General features: G+C 70.9%; 17 protein-coding genes and 1 pseudogene. 10 read left to right on the top strand and 8 right to left on the bottom strand.

Annotation, left to right across the window (positions count from 1 at the left end):
• Nucleotides 1–73: 73 nt before the first annotated feature.
• The 4 genes and pseudogenes from trxB (at nt 74) to REH70_RS19045 (ending at nt 4,004) form a co-directional block, all read left to right on the top strand.
• On the top strand, nt 74–1,090 hold the full coding sequence (trxB, locus tag REH70_RS19060; RefSeq protein ID WP_310749770.1) for a thioredoxin-disulfide reductase: 1,017 nt from the start codon (nt 74–76) through the stop codon (nt 1,088–1,090).
• Nucleotides 1,087–1,455 (top strand): thioredoxin, encoded by a 369-nt coding sequence (gene trxA, locus REH70_RS19055; RefSeq protein WP_310749768.1) that lies wholly within the window; start codon nt 1,087–1,089, stop codon nt 1,453–1,455. Before trxB ends, trxA begins: the two co-directional genes overlap by 4 nt.
• A 117-nt stretch (nt 1,456–1,572) precedes the next feature.
• The gene (locus tag REH70_RS19050; protein ID WP_310749766.1) at nt 1,573–2,898 is read left to right on the top strand and encodes a PLP-dependent aminotransferase family protein; all 1,326 of its coding nucleotides are present in this window, start codon (nt 1,573–1,575) and stop codon (nt 2,896–2,898) included.
• Between the two features lie 166 nt (nt 2,899–3,064).
• A pseudogene (locus tag REH70_RS19045) lies at nt 3,065–4,004 on the top strand (D-alanine--D-alanine ligase).
• 168 nt (nt 4,005–4,172) lie between these two features.
• Here the strand turns inward: REH70_RS19045 and REH70_RS19040 are convergent.
• The 8 genes from REH70_RS19040 to rpmH form a co-directional block, all read right to left on the bottom strand.
• Complete coding sequence (locus REH70_RS19040) at nt 4,173–5,336, bottom strand: ParB/RepB/Spo0J family partition protein (RefSeq protein WP_310749764.1); 1,164 nt, start codon at nt 5,334–5,336, stop codon at nt 4,173–4,175.
• Nucleotides 5,329–6,243 (bottom strand): ParA family protein, encoded by a 915-nt coding sequence (locus REH70_RS19035; protein ID WP_396134777.1) that lies wholly within the window; start codon nt 6,241–6,243, stop codon nt 5,329–5,331. The genes REH70_RS19040 and REH70_RS19035 overlap by 8 nt, the downstream gene beginning before the upstream one ends.
• A 2,860-nt stretch (nt 6,244–9,103) precedes the next feature.
• Entirely contained in the window at nt 9,104–9,799 is a 696-nt protein-coding gene (rsmG, locus tag REH70_RS19030; protein ID WP_310749760.1) for a 16S rRNA (guanine(527)-N(7))-methyltransferase RsmG, read from the bottom strand.
• 217 nt (nt 9,800–10,016) lie between these two features.
• Nucleotides 10,017–10,487: a R3H domain-containing nucleic acid-binding protein gene (locus tag REH70_RS19025; protein ID WP_310754429.1), complete on the bottom strand. Its 471-nt coding sequence runs from the start codon at nt 10,485–10,487 to the stop codon at nt 10,017–10,019.
• Nucleotides 10,408–11,937 (bottom strand): membrane protein insertase YidC, encoded by a 1,530-nt coding sequence (yidC, locus tag REH70_RS19020; RefSeq protein WP_310749758.1) that lies wholly within the window; start codon nt 11,935–11,937, stop codon nt 10,408–10,410. The genes REH70_RS19025 and yidC overlap by 80 nt, the downstream gene beginning before the upstream one ends.
• A gap of 27 nt (nt 11,938–11,964) precedes the next feature.
• The gene (gene yidD / locus REH70_RS19015; protein ID WP_310749756.1) at nt 11,965–12,279 is read right to left on the bottom strand and encodes a membrane protein insertion efficiency factor YidD; all 315 of its coding nucleotides are present in this window, start codon (nt 12,277–12,279) and stop codon (nt 11,965–11,967) included.
• A gap of 28 nt (nt 12,280–12,307) precedes the next feature.
• Nucleotides 12,308–12,676 carry a ribonuclease P protein component gene (gene rnpA / locus REH70_RS19010; protein ID WP_310749754.1) on the bottom strand — a complete coding sequence of 123 codons (369 nt, stop codon included), beginning with the start codon at nt 12,674–12,676 and terminating at the stop codon, nt 12,308–12,310.
• A 9-nt stretch (nt 12,677–12,685) separates the two neighbouring features.
• Nucleotides 12,686–12,823, bottom strand: a complete 138-nt coding sequence (gene rpmH / locus REH70_RS19005) for a 50S ribosomal protein L34 (RefSeq protein ID WP_012880118.1) — start codon at nt 12,821–12,823, stop codon at nt 12,686–12,688.
• A 390-nt stretch (nt 12,824–13,213) separates the two neighbouring features.
• Here rpmH and dnaA point away from each other — a divergent pair, with 390 nt between their 5' ends.
• The 6 genes from dnaA to gyrB all read left to right on the top strand — a co-directional run bounded on the left by dnaA (nt 13,214) and on the right by gyrB (nt 21,450).
• A complete protein-coding gene (gene dnaA / locus REH70_RS19000) occupies nt 13,214–14,677 on the top strand; it encodes a chromosomal replication initiator protein DnaA (protein ID WP_310749748.1) in 1,464 nt (487 codons plus the stop codon).
• A 584-nt stretch (nt 14,678–15,261) separates the two neighbouring features.
• A complete protein-coding gene (gene dnaN, locus REH70_RS18995) occupies nt 15,262–16,392 on the top strand; it encodes a DNA polymerase III subunit beta (RefSeq protein ID WP_310754428.1) in 1,131 nt (376 codons plus the stop codon).
• Between the two features lie 15 nt (nt 16,393–16,407).
• Nucleotides 16,408–17,346 (top strand): phosphogluconate dehydrogenase (NAD(+)-dependent, decarboxylating), encoded by a 939-nt coding sequence (gene gnd / locus REH70_RS18990; RefSeq protein WP_310749746.1) that lies wholly within the window; start codon nt 16,408–16,410, stop codon nt 17,344–17,346.
• Between the two features lie 43 nt (nt 17,347–17,389).
• Nucleotides 17,390–18,634, top strand: a complete 1,245-nt coding sequence (gene recF / locus REH70_RS18985; protein WP_310749744.1) for a DNA replication/repair protein RecF — start codon at nt 17,390–17,392, stop codon at nt 18,632–18,634.
• A gap of 330 nt (nt 18,635–18,964) precedes the next feature.
• Entirely contained in the window at nt 18,965–19,246 is a 282-nt protein-coding gene (locus REH70_RS18980; RefSeq protein WP_310749742.1) for a DciA family protein, read from the top strand.
• A 152-nt stretch (nt 19,247–19,398) separates the two neighbouring features.
• Nucleotides 19,399–21,450: a DNA topoisomerase (ATP-hydrolyzing) subunit B gene (gene gyrB / locus REH70_RS18975; RefSeq protein WP_396134579.1), complete on the top strand. Its 2,052-nt coding sequence runs from the start codon at nt 19,399–19,401 to the stop codon at nt 21,448–21,450.
• The last annotated feature ends 117 nt before the right edge of the window (nt 21,451–21,567 follow it).

The raw sequence follows: 21,567 nt of genomic DNA, 5'->3' as shown, positions 1-21,567 counted from the left end.
AGGATCGGTTCCGGACATCGACGGCGCACACCTGCCCGTCACCAGCCGGACACGACCAGGACGAGGTAGCGCGTTGAGCGAGCAGATTCCCACCGAGACGCCCGGCCCCCGCGACGTCGTCATCGTGGGATCGGGCCCTGCCGGGTACACCGCGGCGGTGTACGCCGCCCGAGCGGGGCTGCGGCCCCTGGTCATCGCGGGCTCCGTCACCGCCGGTGGCGCGCTGATGAACACCACCGAGGTCGAGAACTTTCCCGGCTTCCCCGACGGCATCCAGGGCCCCGAGCTCATGGAGGCCATGCAGAAGCAGGCCGAGAAGTTCGGCGCCGAGGTGCTGTGGGACGACGTCGTCGAGATGCAGCTCGCGGGTGAGGTGAAGACCCTGCGGACCGGTGGCGGCGAGACCGTGTCCGCCCACGCGGTCATCCTCGCGACGGGTTCCGCCTACCGCGAGCTGGGCCTGCCGGACGAGAAGCGGCTGTCCGGCCGCGGGGTGTCGTGGTGCGCGACGTGCGACGGCTTCTTCTTCCGCGACCAGGACATCCTGGTCGTCGGCGGTGGGGACTCCGCCGTGGAGGAGGCCACCTTCCTGACCCGCTTCGGCCGCAAGGTGACGATGGTGCACCGTCGCGACGAGCTGCGAGCCTCGAAGATCATGGCCGACCGCGCGAAGAACGACCCCAAGATCGAGTTCGCCTGGAACAGCGAGGTCGTCGCGATCCACGGCGAGAACAAGGTCACCGGGGTCACGCTGCGCGACACCGTGACCGGCGCGGAGCGTGACGTCGACGCCGGCGGGCTGTTCGTGGCCATCGGTCACATCCCGCGCACCGAGCTGCTCGTCGGCCAGGTCGACCTGGACGAGAACGGCTACATCGAGGTGGTCGGTCGCAGCACGCTCACCAACCTCGACGGCGTCTTCGCGTGCGGTGACGCCGTCGACCACACCTACCGCCAGGCGATCACCGCCGCCGGCTCGGGCTGCGCGGCCGCCCTCGACGCCCAGCACTACCTGACCGGGCTCGGCGACGTGGGCACCGAGGGCCCCGTCCTGCCCGAGGCCGCGGACGCACTCCAGGAGATCCGATGACCGCCACCCCCACCTCCGGGTCGTCCGCCACGCCCGCGGCGCCGGTGCACGCGACCGACGACACCTACCGCGCCGAGGTGCTCGAGTCCGACGTCCCCGTCGTGGTCGACTTCTGGGCCCCGTGGTGCGGGCCGTGCCGCATGGTCGCGCCCGTCCTCGACGAGCTCGCGCAGACCTACGCGGGCCGCGTGAAGATCGTCAAGGTCAACACCGACGAGAACACGCGCGTCGCCGCCGACTACGGCATCGTCTCCATCCCGACGATGCACTTCGTCCGGGACGGCGAGCTCGTCGACACGGTCGTCGGCGCGCGGCCCAAGCCGTTCCTGGTCCAGCAGATCGAGACGACGCTGCTCACACCCTGAGACGTGTCGCGTGGTCGCACGCCGGGACGACGTTCCCGGCGTGCGACACTCGGGGATGACCTCCGAGACGCACGGGGCAGGTGCGCTGCCCCCACCGGGGCCGCCGCCACCCAGCGCGTGTCGCCCCTCCACCCCTCGACCGGCGACGGCTCCGGTGCGCACGGCACCCGCCTGGACCCGTGGCTGCACGCGTACGCCGACCGCGCCCACGCGATGCGTGCCTCGGAGATCCGGGCGCTGTTCGCCGTCGCCAACCGCCCCGAGGTCGTCTCGCTCGCGGGCGGCATGCCGTACCTCGAGGGGCTCCCGCTCGACGTCCTGGCCGACATGAGCCGGCACGTCGTCGCGACGCGGGGGACGACCGCCCTGCAGTACGGGTCGGGGCAGGGTGACGAGACCCTCCGCGAGCAGATCCTCGAGGTGATGCGCCTCGAGGGCATCGAGGCCCACCCCGACGACGTCGTCGTCACGACCGGCAGCCAGCAGGCGCTCGACCTGGTGACCCGGATCTTCGTCGACCCGGGCGACGTCGTCGTCGCGGAGGCGCCGTCCTACGTCGGGGCGCTGGGCGTGTTCCGCGCCTACGAGGCCGACGTCGTCCACGTCCCGCTCGACGAGCACGGCCTCGTCCCGGCTGCGCTCGAGGAGACGCTCACCGCGCTCGAGCGCGAGGGGCGCCGGGTCAAGCTGCTCTACACCGTCCCCAACTTCCACAACCCGGCCGGCGTCACGATGTCCGCCGAGCGCCGGCCGCAGGTTCTCGAGATCGCGCGCCGCCACGGCGTGCTGGTCCTCGAGGACAACCCCTACGGGCTGCTGGGCTTCTCCCACGACCCGCTGCCCGCGCTGCGCTCCCTCGAGGCCGACGGCGTCATCTACCTCGGCTCGTTCTCGAAGACGTTCGCGCCCGGCTACCGCGTCGGGTGGGCGGTCGCGCCCCACGCCGTGCGCGAGAAGCTCGTGCTGGCCAGCGAGTCCGCCATCCTCAGCCCCTCCAACGCGTCCCAGCTGGCGATCTCGACCTACCTCGCCACCTGCGACTGGAAGGGCCAGATCAAGTCGTTCCGGGAGCTGTACCGCGAGCGGCGTGACGCGATGGTCGGCGCCCTCGCCGAGCACCTCCCGGACGCGTCGTGGACCGTGCCCGACGGCGGCTTCTACACCTGGGTGCGCCTGCCGGACGGTCTCGACGCCCGCGCCATGCTGCCCCGTGCCGTCACCGCGCGCGTGGCCTACGTCCCGGGGACGGCCTTCTACTTCGACGACCGCGGCACCGACCACATGCGGCTGTCGTTCTGCTTCCCCACCCCGGACCGGATCCGCGAAGGCGTGCGCCGGCTCGCGGGCGTCGTCGCCGGTGAGAGCGAGCTCGTGTCGCTGTTCGGGACGTCCGGGACGCGGCCCGCGCGCGACGTGCAGGCCCCCGGTCCCGACCTGGCGTGACGCCTCGCCCGGCCGGCCCAACCGACGAGAGGATCCCGACGTGACCCCTGCCCCCATCCCCGCCGAGCCGTCGACGGCCGAGCCCACCGCGGCGTCGTCCACCGGTGCCTCCAGCACGCGAGCCCCGGCCGGCCCGGATCCTGCCGCCGCGCCCGGCCCGCGCGTCGTGGTGCTGGCCGGTGGCCTGTCCCACGAACGGGACGTCTCGCTGCGCTCAGGGCGCCGCGTCGCCGAGGCCCTGCGCGGTGCAGGCATCGAGGTCACGGTGCACGACGTCGACGCCGACCTCATCCCCGCGCTCACGCAGACGCGCCCCGACCTCGTGTGGCCGCTCCTGCACGGTGCCACCGGGGAGGACGGATCGGTGCGGGACGTGCTGGAGCTGCTGCGCATCCCGTACCTCGGCACGGACCCACGGGCCAGCCGACTGGCGTGGAGCAAGCCGGTGGCGAAGACGGTCGTCTCGCGCGCCGGGCTGTCCACGCCGGCGTTCGTCACGCTCCCGCAGAGCCTGTTCCGCGAGCTCGGCGCAGGGCGGGTCCTCGACGCGATCGTCGACCGTCTCGGGCTCCCGCTCGTCGTGAAGCCGTCACGCGGGGTCCGCCCTCGGCGTCACCCTCGTCACCAGCGCCCCCGAGCTCGCACGCGCCATGGTCGACGCGTTCTCCTACGGCGACACCGCGCTGGTCGAGCGTGCCGTCGAGGGCCGCGAGGTGGCCGTGAGCGTCGTCGAGGGCCCCGACGGCGTCCATGCGCTGCCGGGGGTGGAGATCGTCACCGACGGCCCGTACGACTACGACGCGCGGTACAACCCGGGCCGCACCGAGTACTTCGTCCCTGCCCGGCTCGACCCGGGCGAGGAGGCGGCGGTCGCCGCGATGGCCGTCACCGCGCACCGCGCCCTCGGCCTGCGTCACCTGTCGCGGACGGACCTCATCGTCGACGACGACGGCATCCCGCACTTCCTCGAGGTGAACGTCGCCCCGGGCATGACCGAGACGTCGCTCTTCCCCCAGGCAGCAGCCGCCGGGGGCCACGACCTGGGGTCGATGTACCGCGACCTCGTCGAGCTCGCGCTCGCCGCTGAGGCCGTCGCACCGCGCTGACCTGGTTCAGCACTACCGCCGTGCCTGCGTCGTACCGTGCGCCGACACGCGCTGCCCACGTCACGTCGCGTGGCGCGGTCCACCGCCGGGTCGCCCCCGGACACGCCGGGCACCGCCCGTGGGACGCCGGCGTGGCGTCCCACGGGGCGCTGCCAGTCGCTCACGGCGTCAGTCCTCAGGGGCGGCCAGCACACCCGCGTCCGCAGGTGACAGGGTCGACAGGATCCGGTTGAGATCCTGCACCGATGCGAACTCCACTGTGATGCGCCCTTTACTTTTCCCAAGCGCGATCTTGACCCGCGTCTCGAACCGGTCCGAGAGACGAGCGGCAAGCTCGTCGACGGCGTCCGCCCGGTGGCCACCGCGTGAGCGTCTGCTCGCGCTGACCGGACGCTCCGGGTCGCCGCCGAGCGACACGATCTCCTCCGTCGCGCGCACCGACAGACCCTCGGCGACGATCCGCTGCGCGAGTCGTTCGATGGCTGCTCCGTCCGTCAGTCCGAGCAGTGCGCGCGCATGGCCGGCAGAGAGCACTCCCGCGGCGACCCGGCGCTGCACGAGCGGTGGCAGACGCAGCAGGCGCAAGGTGTTGGAGATCTGCGGCCTCGACCGGGAGATCCGGGTCGCGAGCTCGTCGTGCGTGCACCCGAAGTCGTCGAGGAGCTGCTGGTACGCCGCCGCCTCCTCCAAGGGGTTGAGCTCGCTGCGGTGGAGGTTCTCCAGGAGCGCGTCACGAAGCAGGTCGGCATCGTCCGTGTCACGCACGATTGCGGGCACGGTCGGCAATCCAGCGCGCTGAGTCGCGCGCCAACGGCGCTCGCCCATGATCAGCTCGTAGCCGGACTCGTCATCCCGCGCGGGCCGCACCACGATCGGCTGCAGCACCCCGATCTCGCGGATCGAGACGGTGAGCTCCTCGAGTGCATCCTCGTCGAACACCGTCCGAGGCTGGCGGGAGTTCGGCCGGATGGAGTCCACGGGCAGCTCGGCGAACCGCGCACCCGGCACGGGCACGAGGTCTCCCGTTCCACGTGGAACGTCGTCCCCCTGCGGGCTGCTGATCGGCTCGTCGTCCGGTACTTCGTCACCGGCCTCCTGGACCAGAATCGTGGCGGTGTTGGCACCCCTCACCCCACCCTCATCCGCGCGCACCGCCGGGTTGTCCGACGCAGCCGTGTCCACAGCACCTGCCGCTGCTGCCTTCGCCGCGGCCGCCGCGGCAGCAGCGCCAGTCACGTCCGGGAAGAACACGTCGACCGGCCGCTGTGCATCACTCGCTGTCGGGATCAGGGCACCCAGGCCCCGTCCGAGGCCGCGTCGCTTCTCACTCATGTCCATCGTCCTTCGTCGTCGTCGTCGAGGTGGGTGCCTGATCCGGTTCGACACCGCGGACTGCCAGCTCGCGAGCCGCTTCGAGGTACGCGAGGGCTCCGCTGGAGCCGGCGTCGTAGCTGATCACCGTCTGGCCGTACCCCGGGGCCTCCGAGATGCGTACCGACCGCGGGACCGTGGTCCGGAGCGTGATGTCGGGGAAGTGCTCACGCACCTCCGCAGCCACCTGCTGAGCCAAGTTGGTCCGGGCGTCGTACATGGTCAGCAGGATCGTGCTGACCCGAAGTTCGGCGTTCAGGTGCGCGCGCATCAGCTCCACGGTGTTCAGCAGCTGGCTCAGGCCCTCCAACGCGTAGTACTCGCACTGGATCGGGATGAGCACCTCCCGCGCCGTCACGAAGGCATTCACCGTGAGAAGACCCAGGGAGGGTGGGCAGTCGATGAAGACGTAGTCGATGGGGTCCTGGCCGCTGGCGTCACGTTCGGACAGGTAGGTGTCCAGCGCGGTTCGTAGTCGTGTTTCACGTGAATCCATCGAGACGAGCTCGATCTCCGCACCTGACAGGTCGATCGTGGCCGGTACGCACCACAAATTGGCGAAGTCCGGGCACGTCCGGACAGCCGAGGCGAGAGGCGCGTCGTCCACCAGTACCTCGTACACGGACGGCGTACCGCTGCGGTGCTCGATGCCCAGGGCAGTGGACGCATTTCCTTGCGGGTCGTTGTCGATCACGAGGACGTTGAGCCCGCCCTTGGCGAGCGCGGCCGCCAGGTTCACGCTCGTCGTGGTCTTCCCGACCCCACCCTTCTGATTTGCGACCGTGAGCACGCGAGTCGCCGGCGGTCGGGGGAACCGACGACCACGCAACTCGATGCGCCGACGAGCGTCCCGAGCGAGCTCGGCCATCAAGGGAGTCGTCTCATCGCCGTCCGGCAGGCTGTCGACCAGTGCGGCACGTCGCAGGTCGTCCGGTCCACCGGTTTCACGTGGAACGCTGTCACGGGCCCGGGGTCCGGAACGCCCGGTCCCGTCGCCGATGCCGTGCGTCCCAGCGCTCTGGCCTCTCACGTCTTCCACGCCATCAAGATCCTTCATCCCGCCTCGCTCGTTCGCGACCACCGCGAGACTCTATCCCGCGTCCCGACGGACGCAGCCGCGCCACTCCGCCGACGCAGACCCCCGTACGACGTCGTGCCGTGAGGCCACGGTTGCGCCTGTGCTGATGCACGATGCATGGCCACGACCCAGCTCGTCGCGCCTGCGCACGAGGACCGCCGCAGCTCACCACGCCGCACGCACCCACGCGGTGCTCGGTCGTCGCTCGCGTCGCTCGCCCCGGCGCACTCCACCACCAGGGGCACGTGGCGCGATCCGCGCCACTCACTGTTTCGGCCACCATGCCGGCGATGCCCACGCCGCTGTGCCTCACCGATCGAGATGAGCAGCACGCGCTACCTATACATCCTGAGCACCCGCTCCACGCCGCGGTGGGCCTGGCCGGTTTCACGTGGAACAGGATCGAGAGGGCACAGGAGGCGCTCGTTCCACGTGGAACCAATTGCGCACTCGTGGCCACTTCGGACTTCGCGTGTCATCTGTATGGCGTGCGGCGACACTTGCTTGACCTGGAGCCGGCCATGCGTACAGCCCCGCGAATCGACAAGTAGCCCGAACAACACGGTGAGCCGTGGGTCGTCCCCGTAGAACCGACGATGCATACGTCGAGCGTCCGCCGTCGCGCCCACCGGGCACCATGCTGATGGACAAGTGCCTCCGATGAGGTGGCTAGGTCGACCAGTCCTCTTCCGGGACGAGGACGTGTCCGAGGCCCCGCAAGGGCGGTTCTGTTGGAGGTCGATCTGACTGAAGTTCCACGACACGCGTGCGCAAATCGTTGCCGGCGCACTTCACCGCCGGTGGCGTTTCACGTGGAACACGGGTCATCCATCAGCGCGCACAGCGCCTTCACACTGCCGGCCTTGGTCGATCTCATCGCCACGCACAACAGCGCGGCGACACAGGTCGTGCTCAGTCGAAGGCCACGTGCGGCAATGCGCCACGCTGCTGCACAGGCTTCGTGCCGTCCAGCGCGTCCGCGCTCCGCAGAGTGTGACCGCCACCAGAGCACACGCCGTCGTCACGCGCACGCCTCCGTGAAGACTGGACCCGCGAGGGTCATGGAGGCGGCTCAGAGGCAGCGTGCCGCCTTCTCTGCGACGGGGTTGTCGCGAAGTGGAGCGGTGGTGCAGCGCTGCCACGCCCGACACGGTGGCGTCCAGAGGCGACGACGCAGAGCTCGGTATTCACGCCTACGAAGGAGCACCACGTGCCGCCGGGCCGGGCTCAGACATCTGCTGTGACTAGCCCGAGGGGGCGACCGCCTGACTAGGACCGAGTCACCATGCAGCCCGGCGACGTCGCGCTCCAGGTGCGATACATCGCAGCAGATCTGGCGAGGGGCTATGCGACCACCATCGTCGCCGCGCCATGTCCCCGGGAGCGGCAGAGGGACGTCTCAGAGGTCTCTGTCATGTCACGTAGTCACGAGCGTCGGCCACTGGTCAGCACGGGACGGCCTTTTGTTCAGAGCTGCTTCCGAAGCGCACAGGCGGCGGGGCCAGTTTCGCCAGGCCATATGACAGGCTGGTAGCGCCGATACGGACGCCGGCTAGCCACGCCACGCCTGTCATCCGCCCGCCCGGCCCCGAGCGAGGCACCGGGAAGCACGGTCTATCCGTGGGGAGTGGGTGGCTCAAGTTGGTTCGCACGGCTCGACGGCCGGACTGCGTCTTCCTTCGGGCTCGTTGCGCAGTGCCCCCACGAGTGGTTCCACGTGGAACGGCGCCTTCCCGATGCGCACCACCTCGACGACTGGTGGAACGTTCCCATCTGGCCTGCTTCTCGCCCTCCGGGTGACGCATCAGGCGTTCGGTGTCCGCAGGCCTCTCGCGCTGGCGTGCGTTCCGTCGGACAGCACACATATGGATCGCCGACACGCGCCCTCACCGGTCGCCAGCCGCTGTAGCAACGACCTTGCAGCAATGCACGTGCCTGCTCGGGACGCCAGGAACACCGCCACGGCCGCGGTGGAGGCTGTGATCTCGTTCCACGTGGAACCACAGCGGCCCGAAGCGCCGCCGCCATCCGCGGCGGACAGGCACCACACACCGTCCGTCCATCGCGCGTTGCCCGAGAGGGCGGATCGTGGGGAACGGACGACGCAACCTGCGCAGCCTGTGTCGTCTGGGCCTTCTCGAAGCTCCAGTTCCCCCTCATCTGTTCCGTGAGGACCACGCCTCACTGTCTGCTCGTCGCACGGCGCACGCCCACCGATTCAGCGTGAGCGTCGCCGTCGAGGTCTCGGGTCCGTGGGACATTGGGCGTGGGGCCCCGTCGCAGCGCACAGGGCGCCAGTCGGGCAAGGAGGCACAAGGCACAAGGCCAGCCAGTGCGCAGATCACAGCGCAGGGGTGGCGCGCGCGTTGGCGGCCGCCCACCGAATCGAGGCTCGGTCAGCGCCCCGGACGCTTCAACTCCCGACGCAGGCAGTCTGCAGAGCCGGACTCCGCACCGTCCGCGCAGACGGTGGCGGCCGGCGCCCACCTCGACACCCGACGCGCTATCTCTTCTGGAGATCGTCAGAATCGTTGCCTAAGGCAAGCATCGCGCTGAAGCCGAGCCCTCCACACCGGGCTGCCAGGCCGTCGACCGCACCCACCGGAGCGAATCCGGCAGCAGCGCGTGTGCTGTGGTCAGCCGCTCTTGGTCACCCGGACGACCGTGGTCGGCTCCAGGCCCGGCAGCGTCGGAGCGGTGAGGATCTCGCTCGACGAGGCGCGCAGCTTGCGTAGCACGTGTCGTGCCGCGTCGAGCTCGGCGCCCGCCTGTCGTCCTTTGAGCACCACCAGCGAGCCGCCGGGCCGGAGCAGGGGAGGGTCCAGCGCGCGAGGCGATCCATCGGTGCGACAGCTCGCGCAGTCACGGCGTCGGCCGCGATCGCCCCGTGGAGCTCCTCCGCGCGACCTCGCCGCACCGTGACGTTGTCCAGGCCGAGCTGCTGAGTGACCTCGGTCAACCAGGTCACGCGTCGCTCCATCGGCTCCAGGAGCACCAGCTCGGTACCCGGGAGGAGCGCGGCCAGGACGACACCGGGCAGGCCCGCTCCTGACCCGACGTCCACCACGGTGCCAGTAGTGGGGAGGTACGGAGCCAGGCTGGCGCTGTTGAGGAGGTGACGCTCCCACAGTCGTCCGACCTCGCGGGGACCGATGAGCCCGCGCAGCACACCCTGCTCGCGGAGGAGGGCGTGGAACCTCTCGAGCGTCGGGTACGCCTCGCCGAGCCGCGCCTGCACTCGAGGATCCTCCGACAGCGGATCGACCTCCGGATCTCGTGCTCCGTCGTCTCCGGCGTCGGCGTCGAGGGCCGGCTCCCCACGCTCGACGCCGTCGTCGACGTCCATGGTGCGGCGCCCGTCCTCGCCCGACCCGCTCCGCTCGGTCCCGCTCACATCCGACACCCGTCTACCGTGCTGGTCATTGAACGTTCATCTACCGCAGCCGACGGTGACGCCGGAATCCCTCGTCCACGGACGAGGCGCCGCCAACCGTGCTGCCGTGCTCCGTGGCGCGAGCGTCCGGTGAGCGGCGTCCGCTGACCACAGGGCCTCACCGTCCCGGTCAGGCCGGCCGGATCACCACGTGCCGCTGCGGCTCCACACCGGCGGAGTCACTCGTCAAACCCGCCTCGGCCACCGCGTCGTGCACGACCTTGCGCTCGAACGGGTTCATCGCGCCCAGAGCGAGCTCCTGGCCGGACGTACGGACCGTCTCGATCGCCTCCTTGGCGACCGCGAGCAGCTCCGCCCGCCGACCCGCTCGGTATCCAGCCACGTCCAGCATCAACCGGCTGCGGTCGCCGGTCTTCGCCTGCACCGCGAGCCGGGTGAGCTCCTGGAGCGCGTCGAGCACCTCACCGTCGTCGCCGACGAGACGCGCCAACCCGCGCTCGGACCCAGCCTCGGCGACGATCTCCACGGCGGCTCGTCCGTGGTCGATGTCGATGTCGATGTCACCGTCGAGGTCGGCGATGTCCAGCAGCTCCTCGAGGTAGTCGGCCGCGATCTCGCCCTCCTCCTCGAGACGCTTCAACCCGGTGGTGGGGACCTGCTCCTCGTCCGCGGACGTCGTCATGGCTGCTCCTCATCAAGGTCGTGCCGGGAGGGCACGATTCAGTGGGTGGGGTCGGTGCCCGGCGCGTTCGTCCCGTCACCGGTCGATGGCCCGCGCGAGCGGTCGCCCGACGCGGCGTCGTCGACGGTGCGGTCACCGGACCGAGCGCTGCCGCGGGCACCGGGCTGCACAGCCGTCGCCCCGCCGGCCCGCGGCTTGCCCGATGACGGGGTCCCGGAGCCTCCGGGCTTCCGCGCGCCGGCCTTCCCGCCGGGGGCCGAGGGGCCCCGGACTTCCCCTGGCCCGACTTCGCAGCGGTCGTGCCGGCACCCGAGCGCGCCGCCTCGGGCTTCGCAGGCCCCGCCTTCTTCGGCCCACCGGTTGCCCCGGCACCGCCCGGCTTCGCCGCGGGCGCCGTGCCCGTCGAGGCCTTTCCGCTCCCCGGGGGCCGCGTCGCGGCCGGCGGCTTCGCCTTGGCCCGCGCCTTGCCCACGGGCTGCTGACGCTGCCCCTTCGGAGCCGGAGTCTCGATGACGGTCGTCCCGGCGCCCGCGCCGGCGTCGTCGGGCACGTCCTTGCCCTTGCGTGCGCGACGCTCCTTGAGGCGGCGCTCCGCCTCGGACCCCGGTGTCGGCATCCGGCGGATCGTGTAGAACTGCTGGCCCATCGACCACAGGTTCGTCGTGGTCCAGTACAGGAGCACGCCGATCGGGAAGTTGACGCCCGAGAACGCGAAGATGAGCGGCAGGACGTACAGAAGTACCTTCTGCTGCTGCGCCATCGGGCCCTTGAGGGCCGACGGCGGCATGTTCTTCATCGTCAGCTGACGCTGGGTGAGGAACGTGGTCGCCGACATCGCGACGATGAGCAGGACCGTGACGATCCGCGTGTTCCCGGCGGCCGCGCCTTCCGCGGCGGCCTGCATGAACGTCGACGACAGCGGCGCACCCAGGATCGTCGAGCTCTCCGCCTGCTGGGCCACGGCCTGGCCCATGGGACCGATCGGGTCCGCGGTGCCGGCGCCGATCTCGTCGAGCGAGTTCAGGACGCGGAACAGGGCGAAGAAGATCGGCGACTGGGCGAGGATCGGCAAGCAGGACGCGAAGGGGTTCGTGCCGTGCTTCTTGTACAGCGCCATGGTCTCGCGGCTCATCGCCTCGCGGGACGCAGGGTCGGTCTTCCCCTTGTACTTCTTCTGGATCGCCTGCATCTCCGGCGCGATCATCTGCATGCCGCGCGACGCCTTGATCTGCTTGAAGAACAGCGGGATCAGCAGGATGCGCATCACGATGACGAGGACGACGATCGACAGTCCCCACGCGATGCCGGACTCCGGCGCCATCCCCAGCGCCGTGAGACCGGAGTGCGCCAGGTACATGATCCAGGCGACAGCCCATTCGATCGGTGCCAGGAAGGCGAAGAAGTCCATCGGTGCGATCCCTACGTCGGTCAGAGCTCAGGTGCCCGCGGGGGGCGACGGTTCAGTGATGGTGGTCGTGCGGGGTCCGGACCTCATCCTGCCCCTGGCCGCGGGCACGTCGTCCACCCCGCCGGCGTTCCACGGGTTGCAACGCAGGAGCCGCCACGCCGCCAGGCCGCCACCGCGCACGATGCCGTGCCGCCCGATCGCGATGACCGCGTACTGCGAGCAGCTCGGGTAGAAGCGGCACGTCGGGCCGTACAGCGGCGACACGACCTGCTGGTAGGCGCGAAGGACGGCGACGACGGCGCGCCGTGGGAGGTCGCGGAGCCCCGCCCACCTCGTCGTCACGTGGCCCGGGGGACACGGTCCGCCGCGGTCACGACCGCACGGCGGACCGGGTGCGCAGCCGCCGCGACGCACCCGCGACCGCTCGGTCGAAGTCGCGCGCGAGGACGTCGGACCCCAGGTCCGCCGCGCCCGGCAACGCACGAACGACCAGCCGCCCACCGTCGGGCAGCTGGTCGATCCGGTGGCTCACCACAGCCCGCAGCCGGCGCTTGACCCGGTTGCGGACGACCGCGTTCCCGACGCTCTTCGCAACGACGAAGCCCACATGCGCCGGGCCCGGGTCGGCAGGGTCGCTGCCGAGGTGGACGACGAGTGAGGACGTGCCGCTGCGCACGCCCCGCCGCACCGCCTGCTCGAACTCAGCAGAGCGGCGCATGCGCGACGCCGCGGGGAGCACGGAGAGGCGTCAGGCCGAGAGCTCGGTGCGGCCCTTGCGCCGACGAGCGGCGAGGATGGCGCGACCGGCACGCGTGCGCATGCGCAGGCGGAAGCCGTGGGTCTTCGCGCGACGCCGAGTGTTCGGCTGAAAGGTCCGCTTGCTCACGAGGTTCTCCAACTACTTCGGGGAATCGCACCGCTCGGCGCGAGCGGTACCAGGTCTGCTGCCACCTCGACGGGCACGGCGCGAGCCGTACCGCGCCATCGTGCGGGCACGACAGCGGGAGCCGTCGGAGCGGCTTGCCAACGTTACGCTCGGCCCCGCGAGCGGTCAAATGGCATGCGACGAGTGCGATATCACCGATGCGGGTCTGGCGCCGGGAGGCCACGCCGGGGAGGATCCTCCAGCGGCTCACCGCTCGGCGTGGTGGCCATGGTGCCACACAGGTCACGGCCAGGTCGCGAAGATCACACAGGCTGTGGACAAGTGTGTGGATCACGGAGGCGCGTGCGAGACTCGCCGCCGGAATTGCGACCAGCTGCAGCGAGGATGACCGTGTCAGGACAGGACGAGAGCATCGCCCATGTCTGGGACCGCGCGCTGGCACAGATCGAGGACAGCCCCGACATCACCCCGCGCCAGCTGGCGTTCGTCAAGCTCGCCAAGCCGCTAGGTCTCCTCGACGGGACCGTGCTCCTGGCGGTCCGCAACGACCTGACGAAGGACTACCTCGAGTCGCGCGTGCGCTCGGAGGTCAACGCCGCTCTCAGCCACGCTCTCGGCCGCGAGGCGCGGTTCGCGATCACGGTGGACCCGGACCTCGAGACCGGTGGTCCGGATCCCGTACCGCTGCGTCCACCGGTCGCCACCAACGGCACCTCGGAGACGTCCCGCGTGCTGGACGACGACGACTTCGGCGACGAGCCGCTCCAGCCCGCGTACCTCGGCCAGCGCACCCAGGCCGGCAAGCCGATCGCGGTCGAACCGGCCCGGCTGAACCCCAAGTACCTGTTCGAGACGTTCGTCATCGGGTCGTCCAACCGCTTCGCGCACGCCGCGGCGGTAGCGGTCGCCGAGGCACCGGCCAAGGCCTACAACCCGCTGTTCATCTACGGGGACTCGGGCCTGGGCAAGACGCACCTGCTGCACGCCATCGGCCACTACGCACACAACCTGTACCCCGGTGTCCGGGTCCGGTACGTGAACTCCGAGGAGTTCACGAACGACTTCATCAACTCGATCCGCGACGACAAGGCCGGCGCCTTCCAGCGCCGCTACCGCGAGGTGGACGTCCTCCTCGTCGACGACATCCAGTTCCTGCAGGGCAAAGAGCAGACGATGGAGGAGTTCTTCCACACCTTCAACACCCTGCACAACGCGAACAAGCAGGTCGTGATCACCTCCGACCTGCCGCCCAAGCAGCTCAACGGCTTCGAGGACCGCATGCGGTCGCGGTTCGAGTGGGGCCTCATCACCGACGTGCAGCCGCCGGACCTCGAGACTCGCATCGCGATCCTGCGCAAGAAGGCCGGCAGCGAGCGGCTCCAGGCGCCGGACGACGTCCTCGAGTACATCGCGTCCAAGATCTCCACGAACATCCGCGAGCTCGAGGGCGCGCTGATCCGGGTGACGGCGTTCGCGAACCTCAACCGTCAGCAGGTCGACAAGGCCCTCGCCGAGATCGTCCTCAAGGACCTCATCACCGACGAGAACGCCGAGGAGATCACCGCCTCGGCCGTGATCGGCCAGACCGCTGCCTACTTCGGGCTCACGATCGACGACCTGTGCGGGTCGTCGCGTTCCCGCGTCCTGGTCACGGCCCGCCAGATCGCGATGTACCTGTGCCGCGAGCTGACCGACATGTCGCTGCCGAAGATCGGTCAGGCCTTCGGCGGCCGCGACCACACCACCGTGATGCACGCGAACCGCAAGATCCGCGAGCAGATGGCCGAGCGCCGGTCCACCTACAACCAGGTCACCGAGCTCACGAGCCGCATCAAACAGCAGCGCCGCGGCTGAGCCGCGTCCCACCCGCTGGACTCATCCCCACGTCCCACCGGTGCGCGACGACGCGCACCGGTTCCGGGCGACGCCCCCGGCCACGCTGCGCACGCCTGCACCGCTGCCCGGACGGAGCGCAGGGCGGGACGGGATCTGACGACTGGCTCACACCCAGGCCCGGGCACACCGCTCATCAGGCTTGTTCACACCTGTGCACATCTCTGTGGACGACGGTGGACAGCCCCCACGACGCATGTGGACGCGGAATGACACATCCGTGGACGCCGGGTGTCGTCCGGACGTCCGTCCACGGCGCCGACCGCTCGTCCCCGGCGCCGTCCCCGTCGGCGTCCACACGGCGGGCCCCGCTCTGACCTGCGTGAAGACTTGTCGTCCACACACTGCACAGAGGCGATGACAACGATGGACTTGTCATCTTCATCAAGATCCACAACGCCTTCATGGGGATGGAGCGACGTGCCGGCGCATGCCGCGTCGCGACGCCACGACCCGGTACCCACCCCTGATCCACTCGCGTAGTGTTCGGGCCGAATCACAAGCGCCACGACGTCGTCGTGCGTGACGACGGGATGGGGAGTGGCATGAAGTTCCGGGTGGAGCGCGACGTCCTGGCCGAGGCCGTCACCTGGACCGCACGCTCGTTGCCGACCCGTCCGCCCGTACCCGTCCTGGCCGGGGTGCGCATCGAGGCCGACGCGGCGGGGATGCTGCACCTGTCGAGCTTCGACTACGAGGTGTCGGCGCGCTCCGAGGTCGCCGCCGAGGTGAGCGAGCCCGGGACGGTCCTCGTCTCGGGGCGGTTGCTCGCCGAGATCTCCCGCGCCCTGCCCGGCAAGCCGGTCGACGTCGTCCTCGACGGCACGAAGGTCACCGTCACCTGCGGCGCGAGCCGGTTCACCCTGCTGACGATGCCGGTCGAGGACTACCCGGCTCTGCCGGTGATGCCGCCCGTCTCCGGGACCATCGACGGTGACGCGCTGACCCAGGCGGTCGCGCAGGTGACCGTGGCGGCCAGCCGTGACGACACGTTGCCCCTGCTGACCGGGGTCCGGGTGGAGATCGAGGGCGAGCGCATCACGATGCTCGCGACCGACCGCTACCGCCTCGCGCTGCGTGAGCTCACCTGGACACCGGCCTCGCCCGACATGTCCGCGGTCGCCCTGGTCCGCGCACGCACGCTGTCCGACGCCGCCAAGTCCCTCGGCGGGTCCGGCCAGGTCAACCTCGCCCTGGCCACGGGTGCCGGTGTGGACCTCATCGGCTTCGAGGCCGGCGGCCGGCACACCACGTCCCTGCTGGTCGAGGGCGACTACCCCGCGGTGCGGCGCCTGTTCCCGGACGAGACACCCATCCACGCCGTCGTCTCGCGGCCGCTGCTCATGGACGCCGCGAAGCGCGTCGCGCTGGTGGCCGAGCGCAACACCCCCATCCGGCTGTCGTTCTCCGAGGGACAGGTCGTGCTCGACGCGGGGCAGGGCGACGACGCCCAGGCCTCCGAGGCGCTCGAGTCCCTGCTCGTCGGTGAGGACATCTCGGTCGCGTTCAACCCGCAGTTCCTGCTGGACGGTCTCGGCGCGCTGACCACGGACTTCGTGCGCCTGTCCTTCACGCACCCCAACAAGCCGGTGGAGTTCACCGGGCAGACCTCGCTCGACGGTGATGACATTCAGGAGTACCGGTACCTCTTGGTGCCGATCCGGTTCGCGAGCTGACGGAGGGTTATCCCCATGCACATCGGCCTGGTGGGTCTCGGCAAGATGGGCGCGAACATGCGCGACCGCCTGCGCAAGGGTGGGGTCGAGGTGACGGGGTTCGACCGGAACCCCGACGTCACCGACGTCGACTCCCTCGAGGCCATGGTGGCTGCCCTGCCCGCGGGCCAGCGCGTGGTGTGGGTCATGGTCCCGAGCGGACCGATCACCCGCGGCGTCGTCGACGACCTCGCCGACCTGCTGGGCGAGGGCGACATCCTCATCGAGGGCGGCAACTCGTACTACAAGGACGACCTCGTGCACGCCGAGGTGCTCGGCGCCCGCGGCATCCACTACGTCGACGTCGGTGTGTCCGGCGGCGTGTGGGGGCTCCTCAACGGCTACGGGCTGATGGCAGGCGGCGCCCCGGAGGACATCGAGGCACTGCTCCCGGTGTTCGACGTCCTGCGCCCCGAGGGTCCGCGCGAGGAGGGCTTCGTCCACGCCGGGAGCGTCGGCGCGGGGCACTACGCGAAGATGGTCCACAACGGGATCGAGTACGGCCTCATGCAGGCGTACGCCGAGGGCTACGAGCTGCTGCAGACGAAGGACATCGTCCAGGACGTGCCCGGCACGCTCAAGGCGTGGCAGCGCGGCACGGTCGTCCGGTCGTGGCTGCTGGAGCTGCTGGTCAAGGCGCTCGAGGCGGACCCTGCGCTCGGGTCGATCGACGACTGGGTCGAGGACTCCGGCGAGGGCCGGTGGACCGTGGACGAGGCCATCGACGCCGCCGTCCCGCTGCCGGTGATCTCCGCGGCCCTGTTCGCCCGGTTCTCCTCACGCCAGGAGCCGTCCCCCGCGATGCAGGCCGTGGCCGCGCTGCGTCAGCAGTTCGGTGGCCACGCGGTCCGGGCCTCCGGCGTGCAGGCGCCGCCCGCCGGCGCCGGCGACGAGCAGCCGCGCGTCGCCGGGTGACCGGCGGCCCCGCCGACCCGCTGTTCCCCGCACCCGGAGCTCCGTGTACGTCTCGCACCTGTCGCTGACCGACTTCCGGTCGTACCACGCGGTGGAGCTCGAGCTCGAGCCGGGGATCACCGCGCTCGTCGGGCCGAACGGTCAGGGCAAGACGAACCTGGTCGAGGCGGTCGGCTACGTCGCGACGCTCGGCAGCCACCGGGTGCCGAGCGACGCCGCGCTCATCCGCGCGGGCGCGCCGCGCGCCGTCGTCCGGGCCAAGGTGGTCCGCGCCGACCGCCCGACCCTGGTCGAGATCGAGGTGACCGCGGGGAAGGCGAACCGGGCGCGCATCAACCGCTCCCCGGTCCCCCGGGCGCGCGACGTGCTCGGCGTCCTGCGCACCGTGCTGTTCGCCCCCGAGGACCTCGCGCTCGTCAAGGGTGACCCGGACGGCCGCCGACGGTTCCTCGACGAGCTGTCCCTGCTGGTCACGCCGCGCATGGCGTCGGTCCTGTCCGACTACGAGCGCGTGCTGCGTCAGCGCAGCGCGCTGCTGAAGTCCGCCGGCGCCGCGGTGCGCGGGTCGCGGGGCTCGGCCGACCTGCGGACCCTCGACGTGTGGGACGCCAAGCTGGCGCAGACCGGGGCGCAGATCATCGCCGCACGCCTCGCTCTCGTCGACGCGCTCCACCCCCGGGTCGCCGCCGCGTACGAGCAGGTCAGCTCGGGGCAGGGCGAGGCGGTGATCGCGTACCGCTCGTCGCTCGACGCCGCCCTGGGCGACGATGCGCAGGCCCGGGACGGCGGCGGCACCGGTCCCGTGCCCGGGACGACCGTGCCCGGGACTGCCCCGTCGGCGGACCGTCCCAGCGTGGAGGGCCTGGAGGCTCGGCTCATGGAGGCCATGGGACGCCTGCGACCCAAGGAGATCGAGCGGGGTGTGTGCCTGGTCGGGCCACACCGGGACGACCTCGTGCTGTCGCTGGGCGGTCTCCCCGCCAAGGGGTACGCGAGCCACGGCGAGTCGTGGTCGATCGCCCTCGCCCTGCGGCTCGCGTCCTACCGGCTGCTCACCGAGCCGGACGGACCCGACTGGGTCTCGGACTGGGGTGAGGACGGCGAGCCCGTGCTCATCCTCGACGACGTGTTCGCCGAGCTCGACGTGCGGCGCCGCGACCGTCTCGCCTCGCTCGTCGCCGACGCCCGGCAGGTGCTCGTCACGGCCGCCGTCGCCGGGGACGTCCCCGAGCAGCTCGCAGGGGCGCGGGTCGACGTCATGGCCGGCCAGGTCACCCGTGTCGTCTGACCGTTCCCGTACCGGCCCGCCGGACGGACGGCCGGAGGGATCGCCGGCCGCGGTGCCGGACGACGCACCCCGGCGACCGGTGGAGGAGGACGTCCGCCCGGTCGGCGAGCGGGTCGAGCTCACGCCGCCGGCCGAGGTCGCCCGAGCGGCCCTCAACCGGGCCAAGGCCGCGGCCGCTGCGCGGGGTGTCCGCCCAGGTCAGGAGGCCCGGCGTCGGACCCCGCTGGACCCGCCGCGCGGGTCGCCGGGCAAGGACGGGCGTGATCCGCGGCTGGTGTCGGACACGCTCGCGGCGTTGGTGCGTGACCGGGGTGGACGGCGGACGTGTCGGTGGGCGGCGTCGTCGGGCGGTGGCGCGACGTCGTCGGCGACCAGGTGGCCGACCACTGCGAGCCCGAGACGTTCGAGGACGGCGTCCTGACGGTGCGCACCGACTCGACGAGCTGGGCGTCGAACCTGCGGCTGCTCGTGCCGCAGCTGCTGCGCCGGCTCGCGGACGACGTCGGCGAGGACGTCGTGCGAGAGGTGCGCGTGCTGGGGCCCGCCGGACCGGGCTTCAAGCGGGGCCCGCGGTCGGTGCCCGGACGCGGTCCGCGCGACACCTGGGGATAGGGCGTCCAGAACGGGGGGCCGACCCGTCTCGCCAGGTAGACTGTAGAGGTCATTCCTGGCGCGTCTGCGCCCGGAACTCCAGCGCCCCGGACTGATCGGCCTCCGAGCATGGTCCGCGCGCGTGCACGACGCCTGAAGGAGCACCACTCGACGTGGCCGAGCAAACCCTGCCCACCGGGGCCCCCGTCAGGACGCCGGACGGCGGCTACAACGCCAGCAACATCACCGTCCTCGAGGGCCTTGAAGCGGTCCGCAAGCGCCCCGGGATGTACATCGGATCCACCGGCGAGCGGGGGCTGCACCACCTCGTCTACGAGGTCGTCGACAACTCGGTCGACGAGGCCCTCGCCGGCCACTGCGACACGATCGAGGTGACGCTCCTCGCCGACGGCGGCGTGCGCGTCGTCGACAACGGGCGCGGGATCCCGGTCGACATCGTGGAGAGCGAGGGCAGGCCCGCGGTCGAGGTCGTCCTGACGGTGCTGCACGCGGGCGGCAAGTTCGGCGGCGGCGGCTACTCCGTCTCCGGCGGCCTGCACGGCGTCGGCGTCTCGGTGGTCAACGCGCTCTCCGAGCGGCTCGCGGTGGAGGTCCGCCGCGGTGGTCGCCTGTACCGCCAGAGCTACCGCAACGGCGTCCCGCAGGCGCCGCTCGAGGAGGTCGGGCCCGCGGACACGACCGGTACGACGGTCACGTTCTGGGCGAGTGCCGAGACGTTCGAGACCACCGTCTTCGACTTCGAGACCCTGCGGTCGCGCTTCCAGCAGATGGCGTTCCTCAACAAGGGCCTGCGGATCTCGCTCACGGACGAGCGTCCCGAGCACACCGGGACCGAGGACGAGGTCGCGGGCGGCGACACGGAGGCGACCCCCGCCGAGACCGACGACCCGGCACCGCACCGCCGGCGCGTGACCTACAAGTACGACGGCGGGCTCGTCGACTACGTCAAGCACCTGAACTCGGCCAAGAAGGTCGAGGTGGTGCACCCGAACATCATCGACTTCGAGTCCGAGGACACCGAGCGCAAGCTCTCCCTCGAGATCGCGCTGCAGTGGACCAACGCCTACTCGGAGTCGGTCCACACCTACGCGAACACGATCAGCACGACCGAGGGCGGGACCCACGAGGAGGGATTCCGTGCCGCGATGACGTCGCTCATCAACCGCTACGCGCGCGAGAAGAACATCATCAAGGAGAAGGACGAGAACCTCACGGGGGACGACATCCGTGAGGGCCTGACGGCCGTCATCTCCATCAAGCTCGGCGAGCCGCAGTTCGAGGGCCAGACGAAGACGAAGCTCGGCAACACCGAGGCCAAGACCTTCGTGCAGCGCGTGGTCAACGACCAGCTCGGCGACTGGCTCGAGTCGCACCCGACCGAGGCGCGCGACGTCATCCGCAAGTCGATCCAGGCGGCGGCGGCGCGGATGGCGGCCCGCAAGGCGCGCGAGGCGACCCGGCGCAAGGGGCTGCTGGAGTCCGGCGGCATGCCCGGCAAGCTGCGCGACTGCCAGTCGAACAAGCCCGAGGAGTGCGAGGTCTTCATCGTCGAGGGGGACTCGGCGGGCGGCTCGGCGGTGCGCGGCCGCAACCCGCGCACCCAGGCGATCCTGCCGATCCGCGGGAAGATCCTCAACGTCGAGCGGGCCCGGCTGGACAAGGCGCTGAGCAACCTCGAGGTCCAGGCCCTCATCACGGCGTTCGGCACCGGCATCGGCGAGGACTTCGACATCTCGAAGCTCCGGTACCACAAGATCGTGCTCATGGCCGATGCCGACGTCGACGGCCAGCACATCTGCACGCTGCTGCTCACGCTGCTCTTCCGGTACATGCGCCCGCTCATCGAGAACGGCAACGTGTTCCTCGCCCAGCCCCCGCTGTACCGGATCAAGTGGTCGAACGCGGAGCACGACTACGTGTACTCCGACCGGGAGCGCGACGCCGTCCTCGCCGCCGGCCAGGCCGCGGGAAAGCGGATCCCCAAGGACAACTCGGTGCAGCGGTACAAGGGCCTCGGGGAGATGGACTACTCCGAGCTGTGGGACACCACGATGGACCCCGAGCAGCGCACCCTCCTCCAGGTCAACCTGGACGAGGCCGCCGCCGCGGATGAGATCTTCGCGGTGCTCATGGGCGAGGACGTCGAGTCCCGCCGGTCGTTCATCCAGCGCAACGCCAAGGACGTGAGGTTCCTCGACATCTGACCCGGCGCGGCCGACGCGGCCGCCCGACGACGCAGAGCAGGGACCCGAGCGGCGATGCCGCACGCAGAGACGAGGTAGACGGTGACGGATCAGACTCCCCGGACGGGGGCGACGGGC

The sequence above is a fragment of the Cellulomonas sp. ATA003 genome, assembly GCF_031582905.1.
Lineage (GTDB): Bacteria > Actinomycetota > Actinomycetes > Actinomycetales > Cellulomonadaceae > Pengzhenrongella.
The sequence above is the reverse complement of the archived record's forward strand: the minus strand, read 5'-3'. Positions and strand labels throughout refer to the sequence as shown.

Excerpts from the sequence above, each read along its gene's own strand:
- REH70_RS19040 (WP_310749764.1), bottom strand. The coding sequence starts at position 5,336 with ATGAGTGAGAAGCGACGCGGCCTCGGACGGGGCCTGGGTGCCCTGATC.
- trxA (WP_310749768.1), top strand. The coding sequence starts at position 1,087 with ATGACCGCCACCCCCACCTCCGGGTCGTCCGCCACGCCCGCGGCGCCG.
- rsmG (WP_310749760.1), bottom strand. The coding sequence starts at position 9,799 with ATGGACGTCGACGACGGCGTCGAGCGTGGGGAGCCGGCCCTCGACGCC.
- gnd (WP_310749746.1), top strand. The coding sequence starts at position 16,408 with ATGCACATCGGCCTGGTGGGTCTCGGCAAGATGGGCGCGAACATGCGC.
- yidC (WP_310749758.1), bottom strand. The coding sequence starts at position 11,937 with ATGGACTTCTTCGCCTTCCTGGCACCGATCGAATGGGCTGTCGCCTGG.
- dnaN (WP_310754428.1), top strand. The coding sequence starts at position 15,262 with ATGAAGTTCCGGGTGGAGCGCGACGTCCTGGCCGAGGCCGTCACCTGG.
- REH70_RS19035 (WP_396134777.1), bottom strand. The coding sequence starts at position 6,243 with ATGGCCGAGCTCGCTCGGGACGCTCGTCGGCGCATCGAGTTGCGTGGT.